18 protein-coding genes are annotated in these 23,889 nt (G+C 38.2%); 12 read left to right on the forward strand and 6 right to left on the reverse strand.

The annotated features are described in order from the left end of the window. Positions 1-12: 12 nt before the first annotated feature. From FTV11_RS08230 to tssH, 6 genes are read right to left on the reverse strand one after another with little or no spacing between them, the layout of a single operon-like run. The gene (locus FTV11_RS08230) at positions 13-969 is read right to left on the reverse strand and encodes a M15 family metallopeptidase (RefSeq protein WP_180073786.1); all 957 of its coding nucleotides are present in this window, start codon (positions 967-969) and stop codon (positions 13-15) included. Continuing rightward, the gene (locus FTV11_RS08235) at positions 966-1,637 is read right to left on the reverse strand and encodes a hypothetical protein (protein ID WP_180027200.1); all 672 of its coding nucleotides are present in this window, start codon (positions 1,635-1,637) and stop codon (positions 966-968) included. Before FTV11_RS08235 ends, FTV11_RS08230 begins: the two co-directional genes overlap by 4 nt. A gap of 12 nt (positions 1,638-1,649) precedes the next feature. After that, a complete protein-coding gene (gene icmH / locus FTV11_RS08240; protein ID WP_111885479.1) occupies positions 1,650-2,453 on the reverse strand; it encodes a type IVB secretion system protein IcmH/DotU in 804 nt (267 codons plus the stop codon). A 9-nt stretch (positions 2,454-2,462) separates the two neighbouring features. After that, entirely contained in the window at positions 2,463-3,827 is a 1,365-nt protein-coding gene (gene tssK, locus FTV11_RS08245; protein WP_180027199.1) for a type VI secretion system baseplate subunit TssK, read from the reverse strand. Positions 3,828-3,832: 5 nt separating this feature from the next. Beyond that, positions 3,833-4,963, reverse strand: a complete 1,131-nt coding sequence (gene tssA, locus FTV11_RS08250) for a type VI secretion system protein TssA (RefSeq protein ID WP_078193367.1) — start codon at positions 4,961-4,963, stop codon at positions 3,833-3,835. Positions 4,964-4,982: 19 nt separating this feature from the next. Continuing rightward, positions 4,983-7,655: a type VI secretion system ATPase TssH gene (tssH, locus tag FTV11_RS08255; RefSeq protein ID WP_180073787.1), complete on the reverse strand. Its 2,673-nt coding sequence runs from the start codon at positions 7,653-7,655 to the stop codon at positions 4,983-4,985. A 373-nt stretch (positions 7,656-8,028) separates the two neighbouring features. On the opposite strand from tssH, the gene FTV11_RS08260 reads away from it, so the two are divergent. The 12 genes from FTV11_RS08260 (at position 8,029) to FTV11_RS08315 (ending at position 23,727) form a co-directional block, all read left to right on the forward strand. After that, positions 8,029-8,724, forward strand: coding sequence for a hypothetical protein (locus FTV11_RS08260; protein WP_111885475.1), 696 nt, complete (start codon positions 8,029-8,031; stop codon positions 8,722-8,724). Positions 8,725-8,739: 15 nt separating this feature from the next. Then, positions 8,740-9,243 carry a type VI secretion system contractile sheath small subunit gene (gene tssB / locus FTV11_RS08265; protein WP_078193364.1) on the forward strand — a complete coding sequence of 168 codons (504 nt, stop codon included), beginning with the start codon at positions 8,740-8,742 and terminating at the stop codon, positions 9,241-9,243. Continuing rightward, positions 9,236-10,720: a type VI secretion system contractile sheath large subunit gene (tssC, locus tag FTV11_RS08270; protein ID WP_180022645.1), complete on the forward strand. Its 1,485-nt coding sequence runs from the start codon at positions 9,236-9,238 to the stop codon at positions 10,718-10,720. The genes tssB and tssC overlap by 8 nt, the downstream gene beginning before the upstream one ends. Before the next feature lie 48 nt (positions 10,721-10,768). Then, positions 10,769-11,272 (forward strand): type VI secretion system tube protein Hcp, encoded by a 504-nt coding sequence (locus tag FTV11_RS08275; protein ID WP_078190771.1) that lies wholly within the window; start codon positions 10,769-10,771, stop codon positions 11,270-11,272. Positions 11,273-11,342: 70 nt separating this feature from the next. After that, the gene (gene tssE, locus FTV11_RS08280) at positions 11,343-11,819 is read left to right on the forward strand and encodes a type VI secretion system baseplate subunit TssE (RefSeq protein ID WP_078190770.1); all 477 of its coding nucleotides are present in this window, start codon (positions 11,343-11,345) and stop codon (positions 11,817-11,819) included. A 15-nt stretch (positions 11,820-11,834) separates the two neighbouring features. Beyond that, complete coding sequence (gene tssF, locus FTV11_RS08285) at positions 11,835-13,643, forward strand: type VI secretion system baseplate subunit TssF (protein ID WP_180027196.1); 1,809 nt, start codon at positions 11,835-11,837, stop codon at positions 13,641-13,643. Further along, positions 13,607-14,599, forward strand: coding sequence for a type VI secretion system baseplate subunit TssG (gene tssG / locus FTV11_RS08290; protein WP_180073788.1), 993 nt, complete (start codon positions 13,607-13,609; stop codon positions 14,597-14,599). The genes tssF and tssG overlap by 37 nt, the downstream gene beginning before the upstream one ends. 2 nt (positions 14,600-14,601) lie before the next feature. Continuing rightward, positions 14,602-16,047 carry a hypothetical protein gene (locus FTV11_RS08295; protein ID WP_168379477.1) on the forward strand — a complete coding sequence of 482 codons (1,446 nt, stop codon included), beginning with the start codon at positions 14,602-14,604 and terminating at the stop codon, positions 16,045-16,047. Positions 16,048-16,075: 28 nt separating this feature from the next. Continuing rightward, on the forward strand, positions 16,076-19,906 hold the full coding sequence (gene tssM / locus FTV11_RS08300; protein ID WP_180073789.1) for a type VI secretion system membrane subunit TssM: 3,831 nt from the start codon (positions 16,076-16,078) through the stop codon (positions 19,904-19,906). 57 nt (positions 19,907-19,963) lie between these two features. After that, positions 19,964-20,923, forward strand: a complete 960-nt coding sequence (tagF, locus tag FTV11_RS08305; protein ID WP_078190765.1) for a type VI secretion system-associated protein TagF — start codon at positions 19,964-19,966, stop codon at positions 20,921-20,923. Between the two features lie 20 nt (positions 20,924-20,943). After that, positions 20,944-21,690, forward strand: a complete 747-nt coding sequence (locus FTV11_RS08310) for an OmpA family protein (RefSeq protein ID WP_306669385.1) — start codon at positions 20,944-20,946, stop codon at positions 21,688-21,690. Positions 21,691-22,098: 408 nt separating this feature from the next. Then, on the forward strand, positions 22,099-23,727 hold the full coding sequence (locus FTV11_RS08315; RefSeq protein WP_180073790.1) for a long-chain-fatty-acid--CoA ligase: 1,629 nt from the start codon (positions 22,099-22,101) through the stop codon (positions 23,725-23,727). Positions 23,728-23,889: the final 162 nt, after the last annotated feature.

Here is a 23,889-nt window from a genome sequence, read left to right on the forward strand (position 1 = left end):
AACATCGAAATACTACTCAATCGAAATGTTATTGGCTTGAAGCTGACCTTCAGAGGTGAGTAATGCCGCCATCTCTGCAGTTTTTTTCAGGCCTGGCATACGATATTCTGTATGACCATAATCTTGAATAGATTTCCAGCGTCCACCCCATGTTAAACCGACAGACTCAGCGGCTTGACCATAAAGTTGATAACCACGCATAGCCCAAGGATCTCGCTCAGTAATGACCACTTTGCCATTGCGTTTAAAGGCGACATCGGCTGCTAAACCAAACTGATGATAACTTTGGAAACCACGCGCACGAGTGGTATTTTTATTGGTGGCTAAATTATTTTGACGCTCTGGACTACGATAACCTTCAAGCAAAACCATTTCATAACCATGTTGTTCACGCATGATTTTGAACACCATCAATAAACGCTGCTTATAACGTGGGTTCATTTTATGCCATTTACGATCTGCTGAAGGCACATCCGTAGAGTATGAATGCGTATGGATATCTTGAACTTCTGGGTTAAAGCTTGAAGCCATAACAGATGGCTGCTCAATCATTGCCGCGTCTTCAGCGATTGCTTCTTGAACAAGATATTCTTCGACTTCAGGAGGCGCATCTAAAACCTGTCCATCGAGCATGGCGTAAATTTGTGGATCGACTTTACGTAAATAATCCGCTTCAACTTTGCTTGCAGTAATCGGGCGAGTAAAAGCAAATAATAAAATACTGGCAAACAGTAAGAAGCCTGCAAATAAAATCCACCATTGTTGTAAATGCCAGTGTGATTGAATCTGTTGTGGTGCTGCTGCATAGTTCAGTTCATAAGCAAAATTTTTGGCGTGCTGAATTCTTTTTTTACTTTGTGGAATGATTTGAAAGAAAAAATCCTGAACTTTAATTCTGAGTTCATAAGAAAAACAAAGCACTGTCACCAGTGCTAAGACAAAGAAACAACTAACCAAAAAAATGATCATGGAGAAACTGTAGTGCTCACAGTCGCATTGGCAGTGCTTGTTGCAGCAACCACTTTTGGACGTTTGGTTTCAGAAATTTGCGTTCCGCCCATCGGTTCTTCGAAGTGCTCATCTTCTTTCACTACTTTCGTAGATGGCTCTGTAGGCTTGGTCACCTTGGCCGTTGTTGGCGAAGCTTTTGGTTTCGCTATAGTATTTGGAATATGTGATTTAACGGTTGTTGTAGCAGCTACAACAGGGCGCTGCGGTTGGGTAATTTCAAAAGGTGAACGGTTATTCGCCACAGCTTGAACAGGCTGAGTTGCCTTAGCCGTGTTACCATGATTGAAAGCAGTAGCTAAATCATTCGAATATAAGTCATTATCCGGATCTTTTTCTTCAGTTGCATGAACGGTTTGCTGCGCTTTTTCAGCTGAAGCTTGCTCATTTTCGTTTTGACGAGGTACAGCGGATGCCTCAGTTTCAGCTTTATCTTCAGTTGGGGCAGAAGTAGTCATTTCTGCATTTGTAGGCTGATCGTCAGAATTTAGATAAAAATATCCCAGGCCAACAACAATAATCACCGCTGCACCAACAAGAAAGCCGATAGCAGCATGAGCTAAAGGCGGTAAATTATTTTTTTGAGTCGACTGTAAAATTCTAACGTTATTCGATTTTTCGTTTGCCATGGTGTCTAAGTCTTATGGTAAATGAATGGTGATATAAGCCTGTTCCGATGGGGCAGTTATGACGTTTTGATATTGTGATAACGCCTGATTATTTTGGCTAGATAACATATATCTCAGTCCACCAAATGCTAATACAGCAAACAAAGCCCAAAAGATAATGATCCAAAAAAATGGTAATTCACGGTGAATAATGTTTTTAATTTGATCCGGTAATGCCGCGAAAGGCGAAAACGCCTTTTTACCTTTCATATAATCAATTTCATCGCCGACACGTGCAACGAGTGAATTGAGCATTTCAATCGATTCAAGGCGGTATTTACCATGAAAACCAAGGAGCATGCAGTAATGATAAACTTCAAGTGCAGCTAATCGATCTTTATTTTTAGAACGAATTTGCTCTAAATTTTCAAAAAAACGATAACCAGCTAGCTGAGAACCAAAAAGACTTAATTGCAGTGGATTCATCATCCAATTGTTTTGTAAATCAAAAAAGCGAGCATCTTGTTGGGTGACAATGGTTTCATCCAGTAAAGCGCAATAAGCATATTTTGCGTCCGTGATATCTTCATTGCTGAATTGAAGCTTACGAGCTTGGCTTTCAAATCGGTTTAATAGATCCATAATTTTTGTCCTGAAGCTTTCAGGGCTTGATGGAACATATTGATTTTTGAGTAAGAAAACAATGTAAAAACCATCATGCAGTAGATCAACTAAATTAGTTGAACTGTTGATTTTCGGTTCAGCACTTGGTTTTGAAGAGCCTAATCCAATTTGACCGTCGTCAAAAAGTGAAGGGGCATTATTTGAAATATTCATGATTGCTCCTTAACCATTCATCACTGCAATAAGTTCAATCGAGATATCTTGGAAACCAGCTGGTATGTATACGCAGATGGATTCAGAATCAAGCATACGTTGATACAAATCATTATTTGGCTCAACTTCAAAATAACTCACACCTGAACGTACTGGAATTGCTGTTGGCACTTGCATCATATGTTGCAATGGAACAGCCGGTAAGGCTGCCATGACGCGCTGTTCAACATCGACAGTATTGCCGACTTTAAAGCGCAGCGGTACATAAGAAATAATGTCATGTGTAGGCATCACGCTACTTGAAACAGCTAAATACAGGCGAGAATCGCGAGTAATTTTGTCACTTTCAAGACTGCCCACCCAGTAGGATTGACGGGTTTCTTTCAAGTTAATACTGATATATCGATTTGAAATAATCGTATCGAGCAACTCACGTAAAATCACATCTAATTGAGCAAAACTTTCTTGCAAATTATGATGTTGATACTGTGGAAGCTGATCTACTTCGTAAGCTGTCGAGAAGGTGAGCAAGGAACCTGTCAGACGCAATAATTCAAAATACAAACGTTCAGGATGAATCAGTGGATATTGCAATAAATGATTTAAGGTCGCATGTGCAGTATTCAGCGCATTAACCAACCAAAACGACACAATATCGCCTGAACGGAATTCAATTAACTTTTGTTCGTTTTCACGATTATTCGATTGAATGGTTTTAATTTTAGCCTTGATGATATTGAGCGTTCGTTTAAGCCCAGTAATCAGCGAATCACACGAGCTAATATGTAATATTGGTGGGATAAATTGATAATCTAAAACAAAATTACCAGAACTTTGGCGCTTAATTCGGCCAATAGGCATGTAAAGAAAACCATCAAGATTGTGCTGTGGTTCTTGGCCTAATTCAAAGATTTTAAACTCTGCACGGCGGCGTAATAAAGTAATTTCAGCAGCCGTTGCATCTGTAAATAAATCATGAGTTTCAGTCAAATGTGAATGATAGCGACTCGATTGGGTATTTTCTTCAAAATTGACGTTTCGCTTATTCGGTTGAACAATCGGTAATGCCAAATAAATTTGCATTTCGCCGCGTAAATTTAATGAGTCGAGTAGCACGGGCTCTGGTAATAAATCTTGTGCAGGTGCTTGATAAATCTCGCCATCTTGCCAAATCATTTCAACTTTATTCAAAGCCAAAGTATTGGTACTGAGTTGTGATTCATCAAAATTTAAACTTTGAATACCATAAGCGAACGGTATCGTTGCGCGAACCGTATGGTTTAAACGCTGTTCATGATAAGCATCTTGTAATTGAAAGTGTTGTGGGCGTAAAAATAATCCTTCGCCCCATAAAATTTTTTCTGCTTTAAACATTGTTTTTACCAGTCGCTATTCGATTCATTGCTTTGTTGCTGAACACCTAACATTTCTTGTACAGCTTCAAGAGGGTTTTCATCCTTAATCACATGAGTTAACCATTCATGCAGTGGCATTTGTGACCATTTAATGGTCTTTTGCAGCATATAACTGACAGGGCTATGCGGCTCATTCACTTGGAAATAGTCCGCAATATCTTGCAAGACTTTCATGGCTTGTTCACGGTTTTCAAGATGATTTTGCACTTGAGGTTTAAATTGCTGCGTATGCTGTTGTTGTATTATTTGCATATCATTCTGCACGGAAGTTACAGTGGAAAGTGTCTGGCTTTCAATTGGAGAATTTGATTGAACCTGTTCAGCGCTCGATGAATTGATAAAAGCATCTGCTTTATAGATTTTTTTTAAGCTCAAGTGAATCATTTCGATTTGAGAGTCAATGCCAGCAAAGCTTGGCGCATCTAAACCCATCAAATCATCAAGAGTCGTTTTTAAGTTTTCCCAATGGTTTAAAATATCTAAAAACTGTTGGTAATACTGGTATTGAATTGATTTTGACGTATTGAACAAGGCATGTTCAAACTGTTCCATACCATTAAAAGACTCTTCTTGATCATCATCTTCATGGTTGGATTTACGTCTTTGGTTTTGAACATGAAGTAGTCGATCATAGTCGGATAGGGAATACGCTGCCGCGCCATGAACGATTGAAACTGATTTAATTAATGTTGGGATTTGATTAATTATCCCTTGTAATAAACCTAGACGTTGATCAAGGTCATCATCTTCAATTTCAGGATGAAGTTGTAGCCAAAAGTCTTGCAAACTTTTTTGTGTAAGTTCAATCCCTTTGGCAATCCCTTCGAAACCATGAATGTGAGTCCACGCTTCAAGCAACCAACCATATAGGCGAATATCTTTTGTATGTTCGCGAAGTAGATCTGACGATTTTTGGTGCACAAAGCCCCAATCTGCCTGTTTTGGTTCTGCGATCCAGTCGCCTTGATCCAAGAGCGGGTCATCTTGTGTTTTAGCTTTTTTAATTGCATGAAAATCATTTGAAAATGAAAAATCACTACCGCAAGGTAAATCATCCGTAATCGGTTGCAATAAAGCGTCGAGCTCTAAACTCATATTCTACATCGTTCCTAACTTATGCTTCTAAGGTTTTAGTCTTTTTGCTGCTGCGTTTTTTCGCAGGTTTACTTTTAGGATCTAAAACATAAATAATTTCATCGTCTTTGACATCGATTTCAATGACTGATGGAATCTTTTGCTCGCTCATTGCCATGAGTAATTCAGTGGCTAAAGCAGGTAAGACCGTCGCATTTAAAATGTTATCGACATTACGCGCACCACTATCGACCTCAGTACAGCGACTTAATAATAATTCGACTAAATCATCGGTATAACGTGTTTGCGTACCATATTGTTTTTCAATACGCGCGGTGATTTTGCCTAATTTATGCTGAATAATGCGTACAAGCAGATCATCGTGTAAAGGGAAATACGGCACAATACGCATACGACCTAAAAATGCCGGCTTAAATTGTTTATACAATGCTGGTTTTAATACATCTAAAAGTTCTTCTGCTGACGGCCATTCTTCTACTGGCTGATTTAAACAAGCCTGCATAATGGCACTTGAGCCTGCATTTGAAGTCAATAAGATCGTGGTATTTTTAAAATCAATTACACGACCTTCGCCATCTTCCAAAGTACCTTTATCGAATACTTGGTAGAATAGCTCTTGAACATCGCTGTGTGCTTTTTCAATCTCATCGAGCAAAACCACACTATATGGATTTCGGCGAACTGCTTCTGTCAGTACGCCGCCTTGGCCATAACCGACATAGCCCGGAGGAGCACCTTTTAAAGACGACACGGTATGTGCTTCTTGATACTCAGACATGTTAATGGTGATTAAATGTGACTCACCACCATATAACTCGTTTGCTAACGCAAGTGCTGTTTCGGTTTTACCCACACCACTTGGGCCAACCAGCATGAAAACGCCTTGAGGTTTATTTGGATCTTCCAATTTTGCCTTAGAGGTTTTAATGCCTTGTACCAGTTGATGCAGTGCATAATCTTGACCCATCACACGTTGTTCTAACTGTGCTTCAAGCTTCAAAATTTGCTGAATTTCACCATTCACCATTTTACCAACAGGGATTCCGGTCCAGTCTGAAATGATTTCATTAATAATTTGAGCATTTACACGTTCAAAAACAAGCGGCGTTTGACCTTGTAAAGTTGCCAGTTGGTTACGAATATTGCTTAAAGTTTCAATATTTTCTGGTTTTTGCTCGGACTCTTGTTCAAGCGTTTTAATCTGTTGAACGATTTCGAGTTCTTTTTTCCACTGCGTTTCTGTCGACTGAATTTCTTGTTCAAGCGCGGATATTTGTGTTTTTACACTTTCAATGCGTTCGTGGTGAATAGGAATATTCTTATGTTCATTTTCAAGAATCACCAATTCAAGCTTCAAATTATGTAATTGAGCATGAAGTTGATCCAATTTTACAGGTTGTGCATTTTGCGTTAACGCAACACGCGCAGAAGCCGTATCTAAGACACTAATCGCTTTATCAGGCAATTGACGGCCAGTGATATAACGGTGTGATGCATGGACTGCAGTAACGATAGCTTCATCGTCAATTTGTAAATTGAAATGTTTTGCCATCACGGGAATCATGGCACGCAGCATATCGATTGCGACTTCTTCAGTCGGTTCTTCAACCTGAATTACTTGGAAGCGTCGGCTTAATGCGGCATCTTTTTCAAAATACTGCTTATATTCAGCCCATGTGGTTGCGGCAATGGTTCTTAACTCACCACGTGCAAGCGCCGGTTTTAACAGGTTTGCAGCATCATTTTGACCTGCTTGACCACCCGCACCAATCAACGTGTGTGCTTCATCAATAAATAAAATGATTGGATGTGCAGAGGCTTGAACTTCATGAATGACTTGTTTTAAGCGATTTTCGAATTCACCTTTAACACTGGCGCCCGCTTGTAGCAAGCCCATATCTAAAGTATGAATGCTGACATTTTTTAAAGCATCTGGAACTTGGTTGGTTGCGATTTTTAATGCCAGACCTTCAACAACGGCCGTTTTACCAACACCAGGCTCACCCGTTAAAATCGGATTGTTCTGACGACGACGCATCAAAATATCTAGCATTAGGCGGATTTCAAACTCACGACCAATCACAGGATCAATGCCACCATTTTTAGCTTTTTCAGTTAAATTAATGGTGTATTGGTCTAGAGCAGGTGTTTTAACTGGCGTTGTTGCATTCGTTTGTGCTGCTGATTTTTCATCTGGTGATGCAGTTGCTAAATCTTCATTTTCAATGCTCTTTAGGCAAAGATCTAAAAATTTATGTTTAATCGTATCGATAGGTAATAAATCGAATAGAGAAGAAGCTCTTGCTGCGATTTGGTATAAATCTGGCGCGGTAAGCAGTGCAACAAGTAAATGACCACTACGAATTTGTGGATTTTGTTCAGCAGATGCTAATAACCAAGCTTGTTCAAGTAAGCGCACAATGGATTGGGCAAAAATCGGGGTGCGCGTATTTCCTTTTGGAAGTTGAGCGATACTTTCTTTGAGGTCATCTGCCAAACCGTCTGCAGAAACTTTGTATTTTTCTAAGAGTATTTGAAGGTCATTTTTATTGTTATAGGTTAATAATTCGAGTAAAAAATGTTCAATTTCGATTTCATAATTTTGCTGTGAAATACATGTATTGGCTGACTTTTCGAGTGAAATGCGGGCGTGAGGTGAAAGTTTAGTAATTAAAACTTTTAAATTATTCATAAATAACTCATCAAATTTAGAATCCACAGTACGAAATTTTACAAGTTTGACTGTGATCTCTTTTTTCTTGCTATAAAAATAAAAACTTTAAAATCAACACCTTATATATTATTAGTGTCTTGCTTTAGGCGATATAATACAGACTAAATAAAAAAAGGAAAAAGATTTTTTTATAAAATGAAACAAAAAAAAACAAATCGTCGACAAACTTTGGAGTATTTGGCACATTTTTGTATTGACTCTATGTGCTTATTTTTTGTTAAATCTGCAGCATATTTTTAATTTTGATAAATGAAGAGAAAACCCACGGGAAAATAAGTGGTGATTTCTCCACATAAATTAAGTTTTAGCACGTAGAAATACAGAGGCAATTTTGAATAAATTTAGTGTTTTATTACCTATAATTTTAGCAGCCAGTTTAACACAAACCGTTTTTGCAAAAGATAAAGCGGCATCTGTGAAAAAATCCTGTTTAAAGGATTATCCACTGGCAGTAGGTGATACAGATCCAGAGATTATTGGTTTTTATAATCAGTTATGCGACAAAAAAAATAAGAAAAATGAGAACTTAAAAAATGAAATTTTTGTAGATATTGCCAAAAAATATCAAGCTAATGGTTACAATTTAAAAGCATTGCAAGCGGTCAATCTGCTGCGAGAAAAGAACTATCAGTCGCCTGAACTTACTGATGTCACTTTTTTAGCAGGTATCGCTATTTCTTATAATGCGCTGAATCATATGCGGAGTAATGAAAATCGTACTCTAGATGAACAGACCTATTCTCCTGCCAAAGTGTTGTCGGATAATATTCGTTATATTCAGCCGACGATTGATAAATCTACGTCTGCTGCAGCAGATGTTCGTGAAAAAAGTACAGAATCTTCGAGCAATGTGAAATCTAAACAGACAACACCAGCTAAAAAACGAACCAATACAGCGTCTACCAAGTCTAAACAAACGACTACAGCAGCAAGCAAAAAGAAAACTACCACGACAGCAAAAACGCAGACTACAGCGAAAAAACCTGCTGCCAGTGGTTCACCTTTCGATACATTAAAAAATAAATAACAAGGAAAAGCACTCATGGCAAAACGTGAAAGTGTACAGAAAAAACTTCAACGAATTCGTCCTCCTCGTGTTCAATTGACTTACGATGTTGAAGTTGGCGACGGTAAAGAAATTAAAGAATTACCATTCGTTGTAGGGGTGTTAGGTGATTTCTCAGCGGCATCTGAAGTAGAGAAAACCAAATTAAAAGACAAGAAATTCATTAATGTTGATTTAGATAATATTGATGAAGTAATGGAGTCTTTAGCGCCACGTGCTAATTTTCAAGTTGAGAATACCTTGACTGAAGACGGTGGAAAAATGTCGGTAGATCTTACATTTAAGAGCATGGCTGATTTCACTCCAGAGCAAGTTGTACAACAGGTTGATCCATTACAAAAGTTAGTTGCCGCGCGTGAGCGTCTGTCTGACTTGCGTAATAAAATTTCAAATAATGAACGCTTAGAAGATTTACTGGATGAAGTGTTACATAACACTGATCAAATTCGTAAGTTGAGTGTGGAGGCAGAAAATGAGTAATTTTAATACTGCAACTGCTGCAAACCTTGAAGCAACTGAAGAATATTCGCTTTTAGATTCAATTGTCGAACAAAGTCGTATTGCGCGTACAGATCAAGAACATGATCGTGCAAAAAGTCTGATCGGTGAACTTGCCAAAGAAGTCATGGCAGGTACCATCACCGTTTCGGACAATATGACTTTATCAATTGATAAGCGTATTGCTGAAATTGATGCGTTGATTTCATCTCAGTTAAGTAAAATCATGCACCATGCTGAATTTCAAAAAATTGAATCGACATGGCGTGGTTTGTATTATTTCTGCCAAGAAACACCTTCAAATTCTTTAACAAAAATTCGTATGTTAAATACGACGAAAAAAGAATTGATTAAAGATTTCCAAGGTGCGACCGATTTTGACCAAAGCACGTTGTTCAAAAAAATCTATGAAGAAGAATATGGATCATTCGGTGGTGCGCCTTATGCAACATTGATTGGTGACTTTGAGTTTGACCGTACTTCATCTGATATGTATTTGCTTGAGCAAATTTCACATGTCGCTGCGGCTGCACATGCACCGTTTATTTCGGCTGCTAGCCCGAATATGTTGGGACTAGAGTCTTTTACTGATATTGATCGTCCGCGTGATGTATCTAAAATCTTTGAAACAGCAGAATATGTACAATGGCGTTCATTCCGTGAAAGTGACGATGCACGTTATGTTGCGTTGACAATGCCACGTGTTTTGGGTCGTTTGCCATATGATCCAAAAGAAGGTATTGCCACTGAAGGATTTAACTTCGTTGAAGAAGTTTCGGGCGAAAACCATAATGAATATTTATGGATGAACGCGGCTTATGCCTTTGGTACGCGTTTAACTAATGCTTTTGATATGCATGGTTGGTGTGCTGCGATTCGTGGTGTAGAAGGTGGTGGTTTAGTTGAAGGATTGCCTGTCCATACGTTCAAAACCAATGATGGTGAAGTGGTCTTTAAATGCCCAACTGAAATTGCCATTACTGACCGTCGTGAAAAAGAACTGAGTGATCTTGGTTTTATTCCGTTGGTACACTGCAAAAATACGGATTATGCTGCATTTTTCGGTGCGCAATCGACGCAAAAACCTAAAAAATATGATAGCGATACAGCAAATGCCAATTCTGCATTGTCTAGCCAGATCCAATACATCATGGCAGTTTCACGTATTGCACATTATTTAAAAGCAATGATGCGTGACAAAGTGGGTAGTTTTGCATCAGCGGGTAATGTTGAGACCTTCTTAAATGAATGGTTATCGCAATATGTATTGCTCGATGATGGTGCATCTCAAGAAGCTAAAGCTCAGTATCCATTGCGTGAAGCTTCTGTAAAAGTTGTAGAAAATCCAGCTTTGCCTGGTCACTACAAATCTGTGGTTTTCTTAAGACCACATTTCCAGTTGGATGAGTTGTCTGTTTCATTACGACTTGTGACCGAGTTACCTCAGTCCTCAAATTAATTTTGGGTCAACACTATAATAACTTTAAATAAATAGGTATTCAGAACAATGAAAGATATATACATTCAATTTCGTGGTAAGTACAAAGTAGACGGCGAATCTCGTGATGCAGAGCACAAGAGTTGGTTAGAAGTAAACTCTTGGACGCATAACATCCGTCAACCTAAATCTGCGACTTCTTCAAGTGTGGGTGGTCACACTGCAGAACGTGTAGAACATTCTGACATGGTTTTTGTTAAAGATTTAGACGCGACAAGCCCTAAACTTTGGGAAGCATGTTCAGCAGGTTATACATTTGATGAAGTTCAAATTGATTTCTACCGTGCGAATGGCGATAAACGTATTAAATATCTTCAAATCAAACTGAAACATGTGTTGGTTTCTAGTGTGACTCCAACTGTAAATGATGAAGGTGTTCCGCACGAATCATTTGGTTTGAAATATGCTGCAGTAGAGTGGACATATAACCAACAAGATATTAACGGTACTGCGAAAGGTGCTGTTACTAAGAAGTGGTCATTATCTAACAACACTGCTTCATACGCAGCGTAATAGATGGATTCAGATAGAGGCTAACTTGGGTAGCCTCTATTTTCATTTTTTTAAATATTTATAAGAAGATATGAATCTCGATCAGCTTTATCCTTACGGTTTTAGAACGACATTATTTGACCGCTTATTACCAGCAGATGCTCAGCAGACTCAAGGTCTGTCTTTGCAAGAACTTCGTGAATCTGTTGCTTCCGATTTAGAGGATCTTCTCAATAGTCGGGTGGCAAAGTTAGATGAACTGATTGATGACTTTCCATTAGCAAAAAAGTCTATTTTGCAATTTGGCATTATCGATTTTGTGGGCTTATCGACAGCAAATCCATCGGATCGCGACAAAATTTGCCAGTCAATTGAGCAATCGATTGCTGCACATGAACCGCGTTTAAAACAGATTCGAGTCGAAATGCTCATGGATGGCCATAATATGGGGGCACTATGTTTAAGTATTCAGGCATATTTAAATATTCATCCTTTATACGAACCAGTTATTTTTGATGCCTTATTAAAACCAACAACACAACAATATGTTATTTCTCCAAGAGCTTAATGAAGTGGGTTATCTGTGATTGAAGAGCTGTTACCGTATTACGAAAAACAACTACAGGAATTTGGACAACAATCCCGTGAGTTTGCCAGTAAATACCCCAAAATCGCCCAGCGTTTGTCTTTAAACCAAGAACAAATAGATGACCCGCATATTGAGCGTTTAATTCAAGCCTTTTCTTTAATTTCTGCACGGATTGATAAAAAACTTGCAGATAGTTATGACGTTTTTACTCGATCAATTTTTGAGGTGATGTTTCCTCAATATTTAAAACCATTTCCTGCATGTTCTGTGGTGAGCTTCGAAGATATAAATAAAATTAAGCAATTAACAGATCGACACGTTATTCCAAAGGCGACCAGTCTAAAAGCCAAAAGTACGCGTGGTGTTCAATGTGAATATCAGACGGTACAAGAAGTCACTTTATTACCGATTCAATTAAAACAGCTCAATTTCAAAACTCATCCATCGGCACATATGCATTTAAATCAAAATGCCACATTGAGCTTAGGATTTGAAATTTTTTCGAATAAGCACGCTTTACTCAAAAATGAAACTTTGCCGATATTTTTAGACGCTATTTCTAATTTTCCTTTACAGGTTTTAGATAGTATTTTTAAATCGACTACGAGTTTTTCGATTCGTGTGGGGCAGCACATTTTTGATATTGCCAATCCATTTGAAATTATGGGCTTTGATGAAATTCAAAGTGTTCTACCTATCGATCAACATACGCATCATGCATATCGTTTATTGATGGAATATTTTTGTGTTCCTGAAAAATTCAATTTTTTAAATCTAAATTTAGATTTCATTAAGTTTTTAAGTTTAGAACATAGTGAATTTGATGTTCAAATGCACTTTAAACTCAATTTAAATGATCAAGCGGCGATTCGAAATTATTCAGAATTAAATGCGGCAAATTTTAAATTGTTTGCTACACCAATTGTTAATCTTTTCAATAAACAAGCAGAGCCGCAAAAGATTAATCATAAGCGAATGGAATATCCATTGGTGACAGACGCACATCATCCTGAATATTTTCAAGCCTATAGCATTTTAAAAATGAACATGGTGCGTGAAAAAAGTAACCAAGATGAAGTGTATTATCCTGTACTGCCTTTTTTTGCAATGAGTCATTATCATCAAGATAAAATTCAGTTTTTTTATAGTTTAAATCCGCAGCAGATGAAGAATAAACATCAGGAATTAAACTATTCAATCATATCTCGTGCTTTAGATCCGCATAGCACTCAGTCTGATTTTATTAGTACGGAACTACTATGTAGTAATCGTGAGTTACCTTACGAAAGTTATAATAAAGATCAGAATGCATTAACACTGAATGATAGTAATTTGGCACGTCGTGCTCTGATGCTCAAACGTCCGTCGATTCCATATTATTTTGAACAAAATAAACAAGAACAGTGGCGAGTGATTTCACATTTATCTTTGAATAATATGTCTTTAATGAAAGGCGATGCGGTCTCTCATATTAAAGAACTTTTGGAATTGTATAATTTACCTAAATCAAAAGAAAACCAAATTATTATCGACTCCATAAAAAATATTCAGTTTTCTACCACGCAGAAACTTGTGGATAGTAAACCGTTTCCCTTATTTGTCAGAGGTTTAAAAGTACAGCTCGATATCGATGCGGATATATTTAGAGGACATAGCCTGTATATATTTAGTCAATTACTGGCACATATCTTTAATTTAAAAGTCAATATGAACAGCTTTGTCGATGTCTCGGTTTTTGATGCAAATAGTCAACAGGAGTTATACCAATGCGTGCAGAACGTTGGTGGCAAGAAAGCTCTGTAATTGACGGACTTTTCCAAGAACCGAAAGCCTACGAGTTTGTTCAAGCCACTCGTTTGTTAAGACATGCACCTTATGGAGCAGCTCAAGTCCATTGGGCAAATGACTTTGAGTTTAATAGTTCACTTAATCTGAACTTCCCGAATACTGAAATTGAAAGTTTAGAGTTCAATGATGAAAAAGTTGAACTGACAAATTTAATGGTGGGTTTAACGGGTATTCAAGGTACATTACCTTATAGTTATACCAATAAGATTAAGCTCAGCGGGCGACATCAGCGACACGAAACACAAAAGTTTTTAGGGCTGTTTAATCATAAATTAACAGCACATTATGTTGATGCCAGTTTAAATTATCATTTACCTATTCGTTATGAAATCGAGCAGGATAATCACTATCTTGATATTTTACATGCATTAAATGGTTATATCCGTAGCCAGCATGATCAGCCTGATTTAGATGATTATTTTGCAGAGTTTTCAGGTTTAATGCAGGGACAAAACAATACAGCGTATGCATTAAAAACCATGCTGAACTGTATCTTTAAGCAGAATTTTGATATTCGAGAATTTATCCCTGAAACTTTTGTATTTGAAGAAGATCAGAGAACATGTTTAGGTGGATCTCAGCCGAGTTTATTGGGACTAAATACATTTTGTGGTGAAAAGATTCAACAGATTGACGAAAAAATTGAAATCGTGATTGGACCTTTAAATCATGAAGATTATTTAACATTTTTACCGAATCAGTCACGCAGCTTAAAATTAAAACAAATGATTCAAACTTGGTGCAGTCCAACATTAATGGTGGATGTGCGCTTAATTTTACAAAAAGAAGAAATAAAACCGGTGTGTTTAAATTCTTTGAGCGGAATTGGTTTAGCTCAGGGAGCATTTTTACAGCCGAATAAACAGGTCGATAATACAGAAACCTGTTATGCCTTAATGGGGAATTTATAATAATGCTGAAATTAATAATTGGTACCTTTAGTACGCTTTTTGTTTTGTGTACTGCTTTCGTGATTTTTTACTGGCGAGATACAGGCTATGACCCGACAGCTTTTGATCTGGTCACCTATTTTCTACTTCTTCCTGTCGCTTTATGTGCAATTATTTTGTCGCCTTATTTGATTTATAAGGGCATTCAACATCAAAAAGAAAAAAAACTTGAAGCTGAAAAACGTGCAGAAGAACAAGCTGAGCAACAACAACTTGATGCCATTGAACAAGCAAAACCGAAGCCTATTGATGTACAGCAATTTCGTTTAAATGTTTATTCTTCAGCGGCTTGGCATAGTTTTGGTGAAAATGAACAAATTATCCAAGATATTCAACAATTCAAAAGTCCTGAACTCGATGATAAATTATTCAATGCATACGGTTTGCCTGTTCTTTCATTTCGAATCAAAGATTTAGATGAACTCACTAATGAAGAAGCAGATGATGAATATAGTGCCATCACCATGCGTGAAAAACGAATCCAGTCACTTATTCAGCAACAACTAGAGCAACACGTTGAAAGTCTATTTTTAATTGCTGAGCATCTGAAGCAATCAGCACTCTTTTATGATAGTGAATTGGCATATCAGTACCGTATGCATCCGGGTTGGGTGGATCCAGATTATACGCAAGATGAACATCCAGAACATTTGGCGAACAATGCACAGCAAGTTTCACGTTTAAATCGTTTAAATGTCCATATTTTGCTTGCTGATAATTTGATTCATCAATGGAATGATGATTATGCCCAGATTATTCAGCAGTATCTTTCTGACGGATTTTCGATCATTCCCGAACAAATTCATATCGAGCCACATTTTATCGGCACTCAAGTCGCTTATTCAGAATGGTTAAGCATTTTAGAGATGATTTCAAAACAAAAGTTTGAAGTCAGTTTGATTCTGAATGCTGACTCTGAAATCGACCAAGAATGGATTGATGAAAAGATGTGGTTACAAGAAAAATACATTGCTGCAGAGTTTGCATCGAGTTGGTGTTTGGCTGCTTCAGACGTTCAAGTTCGAGGTTTAACTCCAAATAAAGTGCTACAAGTGGTGGCACATGAGCCTGAGTTGAAACGTCATTTAGAGCTTAAAGCACTGAATAATTTAGATCAGTATGATCAAGAACAACCCTTTTTATTGATGTTAGATGATGCAACGGATATGAAAGTGGTGAAAAAATTACAGTATAAATTTAATGAAACCGCGATTGAAACCTATCATTTTTTATATACAAAACAGAATCTTGGAAATACCCAGCAATTGGCAAAAATTTTTGGATTCATGTTGGGTATGCACTTGCCAGAAGAGTTAACTGCCATGATTTATAGCACAGACCAAGAATCGACATTTGCTTTTATTCAAGCATTTTCAGTAGAAGATGAACTTGAACAAGAAACTGTTTAATTAGAATTAAGACGAAATTGAGAACATTGTGAACACACTATTTTATACGATCCTCGGTTATGTTTGGCAGTACGTCACCAATCCTAAAGCGATGGTGGCTTTGTCATTTTTTGTGGCCATTGTGGCTATGCATAATTCGATTCCGCAAAAGACTTTTTACATTGTGGTTGCTGTTTATATTCTCGGATTAATTCTGTGGGGTATATATGAATTAGTACAGCATTATCGTCATAAACAGCAAGGCGAAGAACTTGCTGAGGCGATTGCCAAGGATAATGAAGCTGAATACGGTAAACAAAAAAATAAAGAAGAACTTGCGCTGATCAATCAGCAAATGAAAGACTCGATTCAACTTATCCGTAAATCAAAACTCGGCGACAAAAAGGGGAATGCAGCCCTATATGAATTACCTTGGTACATGGTGATTGGTAACCCAGCAGCGGGTAAAAGTTCAGCGATTTATAATTCTGGTCTTAGATTTCCATTTGAAGAAACTCATCAGAAAATGGTGTCGGCAGGTCTAAGTGGTACTCGTAACTGCGATTGGTTTTTCTCTACAGATGGTGTGTTACTCGATACCGCAGGTCGATATTCAGTTTATGCCGAAGACCATTCAGAATGGTTAGGCTTTTTAAATATTCTAAAGAAAAACCGTTCTAAAGCACCAATTAACGGTTTAATCGTGATTGTTTCTGTGGCGGAGCTTGTTAGTCAAAGTCCTGAAAAATCAATCAAATTAGCCAAAAACTTACGCGCACGTATACAGGATTTGACGGAACGTTTAGAAATTTTTGCGCCAGTGTATATCGTTTTTTCAAAAATGGATTTGATTGCTGGCTTTACAGAATTTTTTGATTGTTATGATAAGGATGAATTTGATCAAGTTTGGGGTGCAACGCTACCTTATGATCCAGACTCATCCGAACATGCTGTTGAGATGTTCGAAAAGCATTATTCAATTTTATACGATGGCTTGAAGAGCGTCAGTACTACGCACTTGAGTCGTCGTCATTCGCAAAATATTTCTCCAAGTGTAATGACATTTCCACTTGAGTTTAAAAGTTTAAAGCCAGTGTTAAAAACTTTTATTGGTACGTTGTTTCAAGACAACCCTTATCAGTTTAAACCGGTATTCCGTGGGTTCTATTTCACCAGTGCGTTACAAGAAGGTGTGATTGAAAGTCCGATGACCGAACAAATTGCTGAAGATTTTCATTTGGTGAAAAGTACGGATAGTGAGTTTGGCATTCCGACAAATTCTGTTTCGCAAGATCATGGTTATTTCTTAAAAGGACTCTTTTCAACCGTCATTTTAAAAGATAAAAATCTGGTTAAACAACATATCAATCCTGCACGTAAGCGTCAGCGTTTTATGGCATTTATTGCTGCATTATTATTGGTTGCTGTGGTGCTTGGATTATGGGTTTGGTCGTATCGTAATAACCAACAACTCGTGGCTGAAGTTCAGGCAGACCTAGACAAAGTTGTACAAATGGAAAGCCGTAGCGGAAGTGAGCTTTCGACTCAATTGGATGCATTGCTGATATTACAAGGGCATTTACAGCAGCTCGATCATTTTGATGAAGATCGTCCTTTGAAATATAGCTTTGGTTTATACCAAGGGAATAAAATTCGTGAAAAACTCAAAGTTGAGTATTTACGAGGTATTCAACAAATTGTATTGGCACCATCTCAGCAAAATATGGCGCAGTACTTACAGCGCGTTAAAGCCAATGAAGCGACGTTGAAAGAAAATCACGTCAATGTGCAAATCACTCAAGCTGTGAAATCAAATCAGCCCTATTTAGAACCATCAGATACTAACCCTCAGGATGCATATAATGCACTGAAGGCGTATTTGATGATGAGCAATCATAAATATATGGAATCGAGCCATTTGAGTGACCAAGTTACTCGTTTCTGGCGTTCATGGTTAGATTCAAATCGCGGTCAAATGCCACGTGGGGAAATGATTCAAAAAGCCGAACAAGTTTTATCTTATGCGATGACTTTAGCTGCTGATCCTGCGTTCCCGCAAATGGAATCTGATCCTTTATTGGTTGATCAAACACGTCAATTATTAACAGCTGTTACCATGGGTATTCCTGCACGTGACCGCGTTTATAATGAAATTAAAATGCGTGGTTCGGTACGTTTCCCAGCAGTAACTGTGAAGCAAATTTTAGGTGAAACAGGCCAAAAAAGCATGTTAGGTAGTTATGCCTTGCCGGGTATTTTTACTTACCAAGCATGGAATGATTATGTAAAAGATGCGATTAACCAAGCTGCGAATAATCCGACGGATACTCAAGATTGGGTACTCAATACCAATCGTTCTGATGACCTGACGTTTAGTGGTAGTCCAGATCAGATCAGTAAACAGTTAACCGAACTTTATAAGCAGGAATATATCGCTGAATGGCGTAAATTCTTAAATGCTGTGCATTATGGCAAAGGCGCAGATGTCGCTCAGCAGTCACGTTTTATTGATATTTTAGGTGAACCTGAAAACTCGCCAATTCGTAAAGTGGTCGACCGTATTGCCAAAGAAACCAGTTGGGATAATCCAATTGTTCAAGCAGAACTGGCTGCGCCTCAGAAAGGTTTTATTGCGTGGTTTAAACGTAAAGTCCTCAGCCGTGATGATGCGCAGCAGGCACAGCAAGTTGCTTCTAAAGCCGGTCAAGGTGTTATTGCAAAAGAATTTGATGTGTTCTATCAATTGGTTCGTAAGCGTGATGATCAGCAAAACAAATCTATTTTAGATGAATACATGCTTTCTTTGAGTCAAGTACGTAGTAAGTTCAATGACTTAAAGAGTGGTGGTGATATGGGGCCTGCAAGCATGACATTGGTGAAACAAACCATCAATGATCAAAGCTCTGTCTTTAATAGCACGCAAAAATTTGTGGATGAAAAAATGTCTGTCGGTCTGAATGAATTAGATCAACAGTTGATTCAAAAGCTCTTTATGCAGCCAGTGACCCAGTCATTTGAGGTTCTTTTGATCCCAGCTCAAAACGAAATTAATAAGTTGTGGGCAATGCAGGCGTATCAACCATTTACAACCAATCTTGCGCCTAAATATCCATTTAATAGCAATGCTACTTTACAAGCGACCAGTAATGAAATTAGCCAAATTTTTGGTGAAAACGGAAGTATCGCTCGTTTTGTAAAAGAATATTTAGATCCATTGGTGATTCGTCGAGGCTATACCTTAACCACGAAAACATGGAAAGATTTGGGCATTGGTTTAAATCCACAATTTGTAGCGAATTTCCAACGCTATGTTGCGCCAAGTAATGGCGTAGCTACAGGGGAATTGAGTCAAGCAGCACCTGCGGCAACCAATCAATCGAACTTCCAATTCTTCCCATTAGAAAATACACAGTTGCTTTCATATACCATTGATATTGATGGTCAGCGTATGGTGTATGAAAACGGTGTTCAGCAATGGGTGAACTTCGTTTGGCCAAATAAAGGGGCAATTCCGGGTGCACGTATTACTGCAATTGACTTGGAAGGTCAAACGCATACGATTTTTGATGAGCCGGGTGAATATGGTATTAACCGATTGGTTGAAGGCGCTCAGCGTACACAAAATGGTAATTCATTTGAAATGGTGTGGCGTAGCAAACAAAATCCAAAAGTGTTTGTTAAAGTGAATTTCCGTTTAATTAGTGGTAACGCATCTGGCCCAACTACAGGTTCAGGCTATTCAGGTATGACTCTTGTTGATCAAGTGGTGACGAATAAAGGTGTTCGTGTCGTCGCAGCGCAAACGATGCCTGCAGGACAAGCGCCTGTAGCGCCAGTGACTTCACCGATGAGTGTTGTACAAGGAACAGCAACACCATGATGATGAATTTAAAAATGAGAGCGGTGGCATTCGTGCAAAAGAACAAGGAGTGTGACGATGTATGAAGTGAGAACGACACCGCTGTATTATGGAAAATGTCCAGCTCGTGGTGACTTCTTAAAGAGCCGTGAACAATATTCACTGATTCAGTTAATCGATCAGTGGATCACGGAGGCGCTTGAGTTCGCTATGCGTTCAGACAATTTTAATGCAGCGTATAACTCACTGCCTTCATTAGATTTCTTTATTGCCAGTCCAAAAGATAAGCGTTTTTTGGTTGCCAATTTGATTAGTAGTGAAGACAGTTCAAAGCGTCAATTTCCAATGGTGCTCGCTCATCTGCTAGAAATCGATGATCCTTTCGATAATATTTTGTATGCACCATATCGTTATAAACAAACCTTAATTGACTTATATCAGCGTAACCGAGTGATGCGTTCTATTCGCGATCCCGATATTTTGCTCGATAAATTAGGCAAACTGAATAACGAAATTCAAGTGTTCGGGACAGAAGAAACCTCTTCTTTTTATGAGCATCATACGTTGCATTCATTTGCACGTTTATTGAATTTTACGCCTTATCAGTTGGCGCAAAGCATGATTGGTCTCGGTTTGCTGCTACAACCGATTATTCATCAGGGCACGTCTCGGTTGAATAAAGTGTTGATTTTACCGATCAATAATATTAGTTACTGTTATGAAATTGCGGCTTTTTGGGTCAATTTAATTAGTCGCTTTGTCGAAAACCAAGATGCTGAATTACTCATTGGCATCCTACACAGTGATTCGCCAGTTTTACTGTTTGGTTTTCAAGGCGCTGATATTACAGCGCTGAGTGATGTATTTACCCAAAACATGCAAAGTGATCATTGGGTTTCCTTGATTGATGCTAGTTGGATTGATCCTTATCTTGAACAAAATGCAGGCTTAGCCGTTTTGGAACAGTCTTTGAGTGAGCGCCAGATCAGCCTTATTCATGGCATTAAACTTTTTAGACAGACTTTTATAGAAGAATAATGATGCAAAGAATCTTACCAATGTTGCCCAAATTTCTTGCGAGTGTGTACATTTTAGGTTGTTCGACTTTGCTTTGGGCAGAGCCTATTGTGATTGAAGGTGCTGTACCGAATGAAGCAACCAAGCAAGAAATATTAAATAAAGCCTATTTGACCTATGGTCAGGCAAATGTGGTTGATAAAATTCAGGTTCGAGCGGTTACAGCACCCAATGGTTGGGGCAATAGCGTAAGCCAAATGATTAATGATGACTTAAAAAAAGTAAAACAGGGGAAACTCTCTGTACGCGGAACGCAAGTCGATTTAAGTGGCAAGATGTCAAATCAAAATGATATCCAACCAACGACCACCAAGTTTCAGTCTTTGGTCACAGCACCTTTTCGTTTCAATGCACAGCTTTCTGTCAATCAGGCTGAACAGGCTATTATTGATGCGGCTTTACGTAATCGTATTATCGAATTTGAATCGGGAAGTGCTATTTTAGCGCCATCTGGGGTACAGATCTTAGATGAAATGGTTGTCGCACTGAATCGCGTCGGTGGGAAAAAAGTACGAATTATTGGTCACACAGACAGCTCGGGGAATCCTGAGAAAAACTTAAGTTTAAGCCAAGATCGTGCTAATGCAGTTAAAAACTACCTGATTTCAAAAAATATTGCAGCGGCGAACTTAAGTACTGAAGGGATGGGCTCAAATAAGCCTGTAGCAGACAATGCTACGCCTGAAGGCCGTAAGAAAAACCGTCGTATTGAGTTTGAAGTACTGTAACTATTGTAACTTAACTACAACGGCTAATGCGATGAATGAACCCAGTATATGTAGACTGGGTTTTTTTATGCCAATCTGATTCAGTCAATTATTTAATATTTGAACAAAAAAATTTCTTTAAAGCAGTGGTGTGCGCGCACATTAAGAATATATTTTGAATTGGGCTGAAGCTATTAATTTTTGCATTCTATACCACTAAAGCATTCATATTTTGAGCAATAAAACAGTGGATTCTAAAATCAATTAAGGTTAAAACATAAGAATCAGTTTTGGATATGCGTTTCATATCTACTGCTTTAACCTTGTCGATAAAGAATAATCACTTTTGACATGGTGCAAAGTTTTAAAAAATCTGCAGGACAGTGCGGAAAAACAACAACTCAATATGGATGAATGTGGGAGCAAAGAATGCTTGGTAATATGATGTTTAAACCGCTTTTGATTAGTAGCATGATTGAACATGCGGGTCGCTATCATGCGGATAGTTTAGTCATTTCAAAAAATACAGACACGACGATTACGAAAACTACTTGGGGTGAAGTCCATAAAAATTCAAAACGTTTTGCGAATGTTCTCGCATCACTCGGTTTAAATTTAGGGGATCGTGTTGCGACCATCGCTTGGAATAACCATCGTCACTTAGAGTCTTGGTACGCTATTTCAGGTAGTGGTTATGTATGTCACACCATTAATCCACGTTTATTTCCTGAACAATTAATTTTTATCATCAATGATGCCGCAGACCGCGTCATGTTATTTGATAAAACTTTTTTGCCTTTAATCAAAGCAGTAAAACCTTTATTAAAATCTGTTGAGCACTTTATTTGCTTAGATGCACCAGATGCAGCGATTGTCGAAGCTGTGCCAGATGTTAAATTTTATGACGAACTTATCGCGGGGCAATCTGCAGACTATACATGGCCAGAATTAGATGAATTATCGGCTAGTTCTTTATGTTATACCTCGGGTACCACAGGCAATCCTAAAGGTGTGTTGTATAGTCATCGTTCAACAGTCTTACACAGTTATGCGATTTGTATGCCAGATTCATTAAATATCTCAGCGCGAGATATTATGATGCCTGTTGTGCCGATGTTCCATGTCAATGCATGGGGTACGCCATATGCTGCGGCTATGGTGGGTTGCACCTTAGTGCTGCCAGGCCCAGGTTTAGATGGAGCAAGCCTGACGCAAATGATTGATGACTATAAAGTATCCGTTGCATTGGGTGTTCCAACGATTTGGCAGGGTTTAATCAATGCTGCGCAACAAGCAGGTAGTCAGCTCGAAAGTTTAGTGCGTAATGTGGTTGGTGGATCTGCTTGCCCACCTGCGATGTTGAAAGTGTTTAAAGAGCAATTTAACTGTGAAACGATTCATGCTTGGGGCATGACCGAAACCAGTCCATTAGGTTCTTCAAACCAGTTTAAAGCCAAACATTTGTTATTATCTGAAGAAGAACAATTACAAGTGCGTTTGTCACAAGGTCGTCCACCATTTGGGGTCGATTTACGTATTACCGATGAAGAAAGCGGTACATATGAAGTTGCACGTGATGGTGAAACGACAGGTAATTTACAAATCCAAGGGCATTGGATTATTGGCAATTACTTTGGCAAAACAGAGTCCGCATTAACCTCAGATGGTTGGTTTGATACCGGGGATATTGCTACGCTGAATGAAGATGGTTTCTTAAAAATTAGTGACCGTTCAAAAGATTTGATCAAATCGGGCGGCGAATGGATTTCTTCTGTTGAGTTAGAAAATTTAGCTATGGGACATCCTAAAATTGCAATGGCGGCAGTGATTGCAGCGACCCATCCGAAATGGGATGAGCGTCCTGTATTGATTGCGATTAAAAAGCCAGATGTCGATTTATCTGATACAGAAATTTTGGATTACTATGCAGATAAAGTCGCTAAATGGCAGGTGCCAGATAAAGTGATTTTCGTGGATGCTATTCCTTTGAGTGGAACAGGTAAAATGCTGAAAAAAGATCTACGTGAGCAATTTGGTGCTGTACTACTTGAAAGCTAACTTAACGTAAGTCGCTAACTAAATGTTGGTAAAGTGCAAAATGCAAAGGTGATATGCCTTTGCATTTTTTTATAAAAACTTACCTTTCGATACATACCAAGTTCTTAATATCAGGTTTTTAAATAAATTTTTTTCAACGAATCTATAACCAAGTTCAATGAA

The organism is Acinetobacter sp. YH12231, assembly GCF_013417755.1.
Taxonomy (GTDB): domain Bacteria; phylum Pseudomonadota; class Gammaproteobacteria; order Pseudomonadales; family Moraxellaceae; genus Acinetobacter; species Acinetobacter amyesii.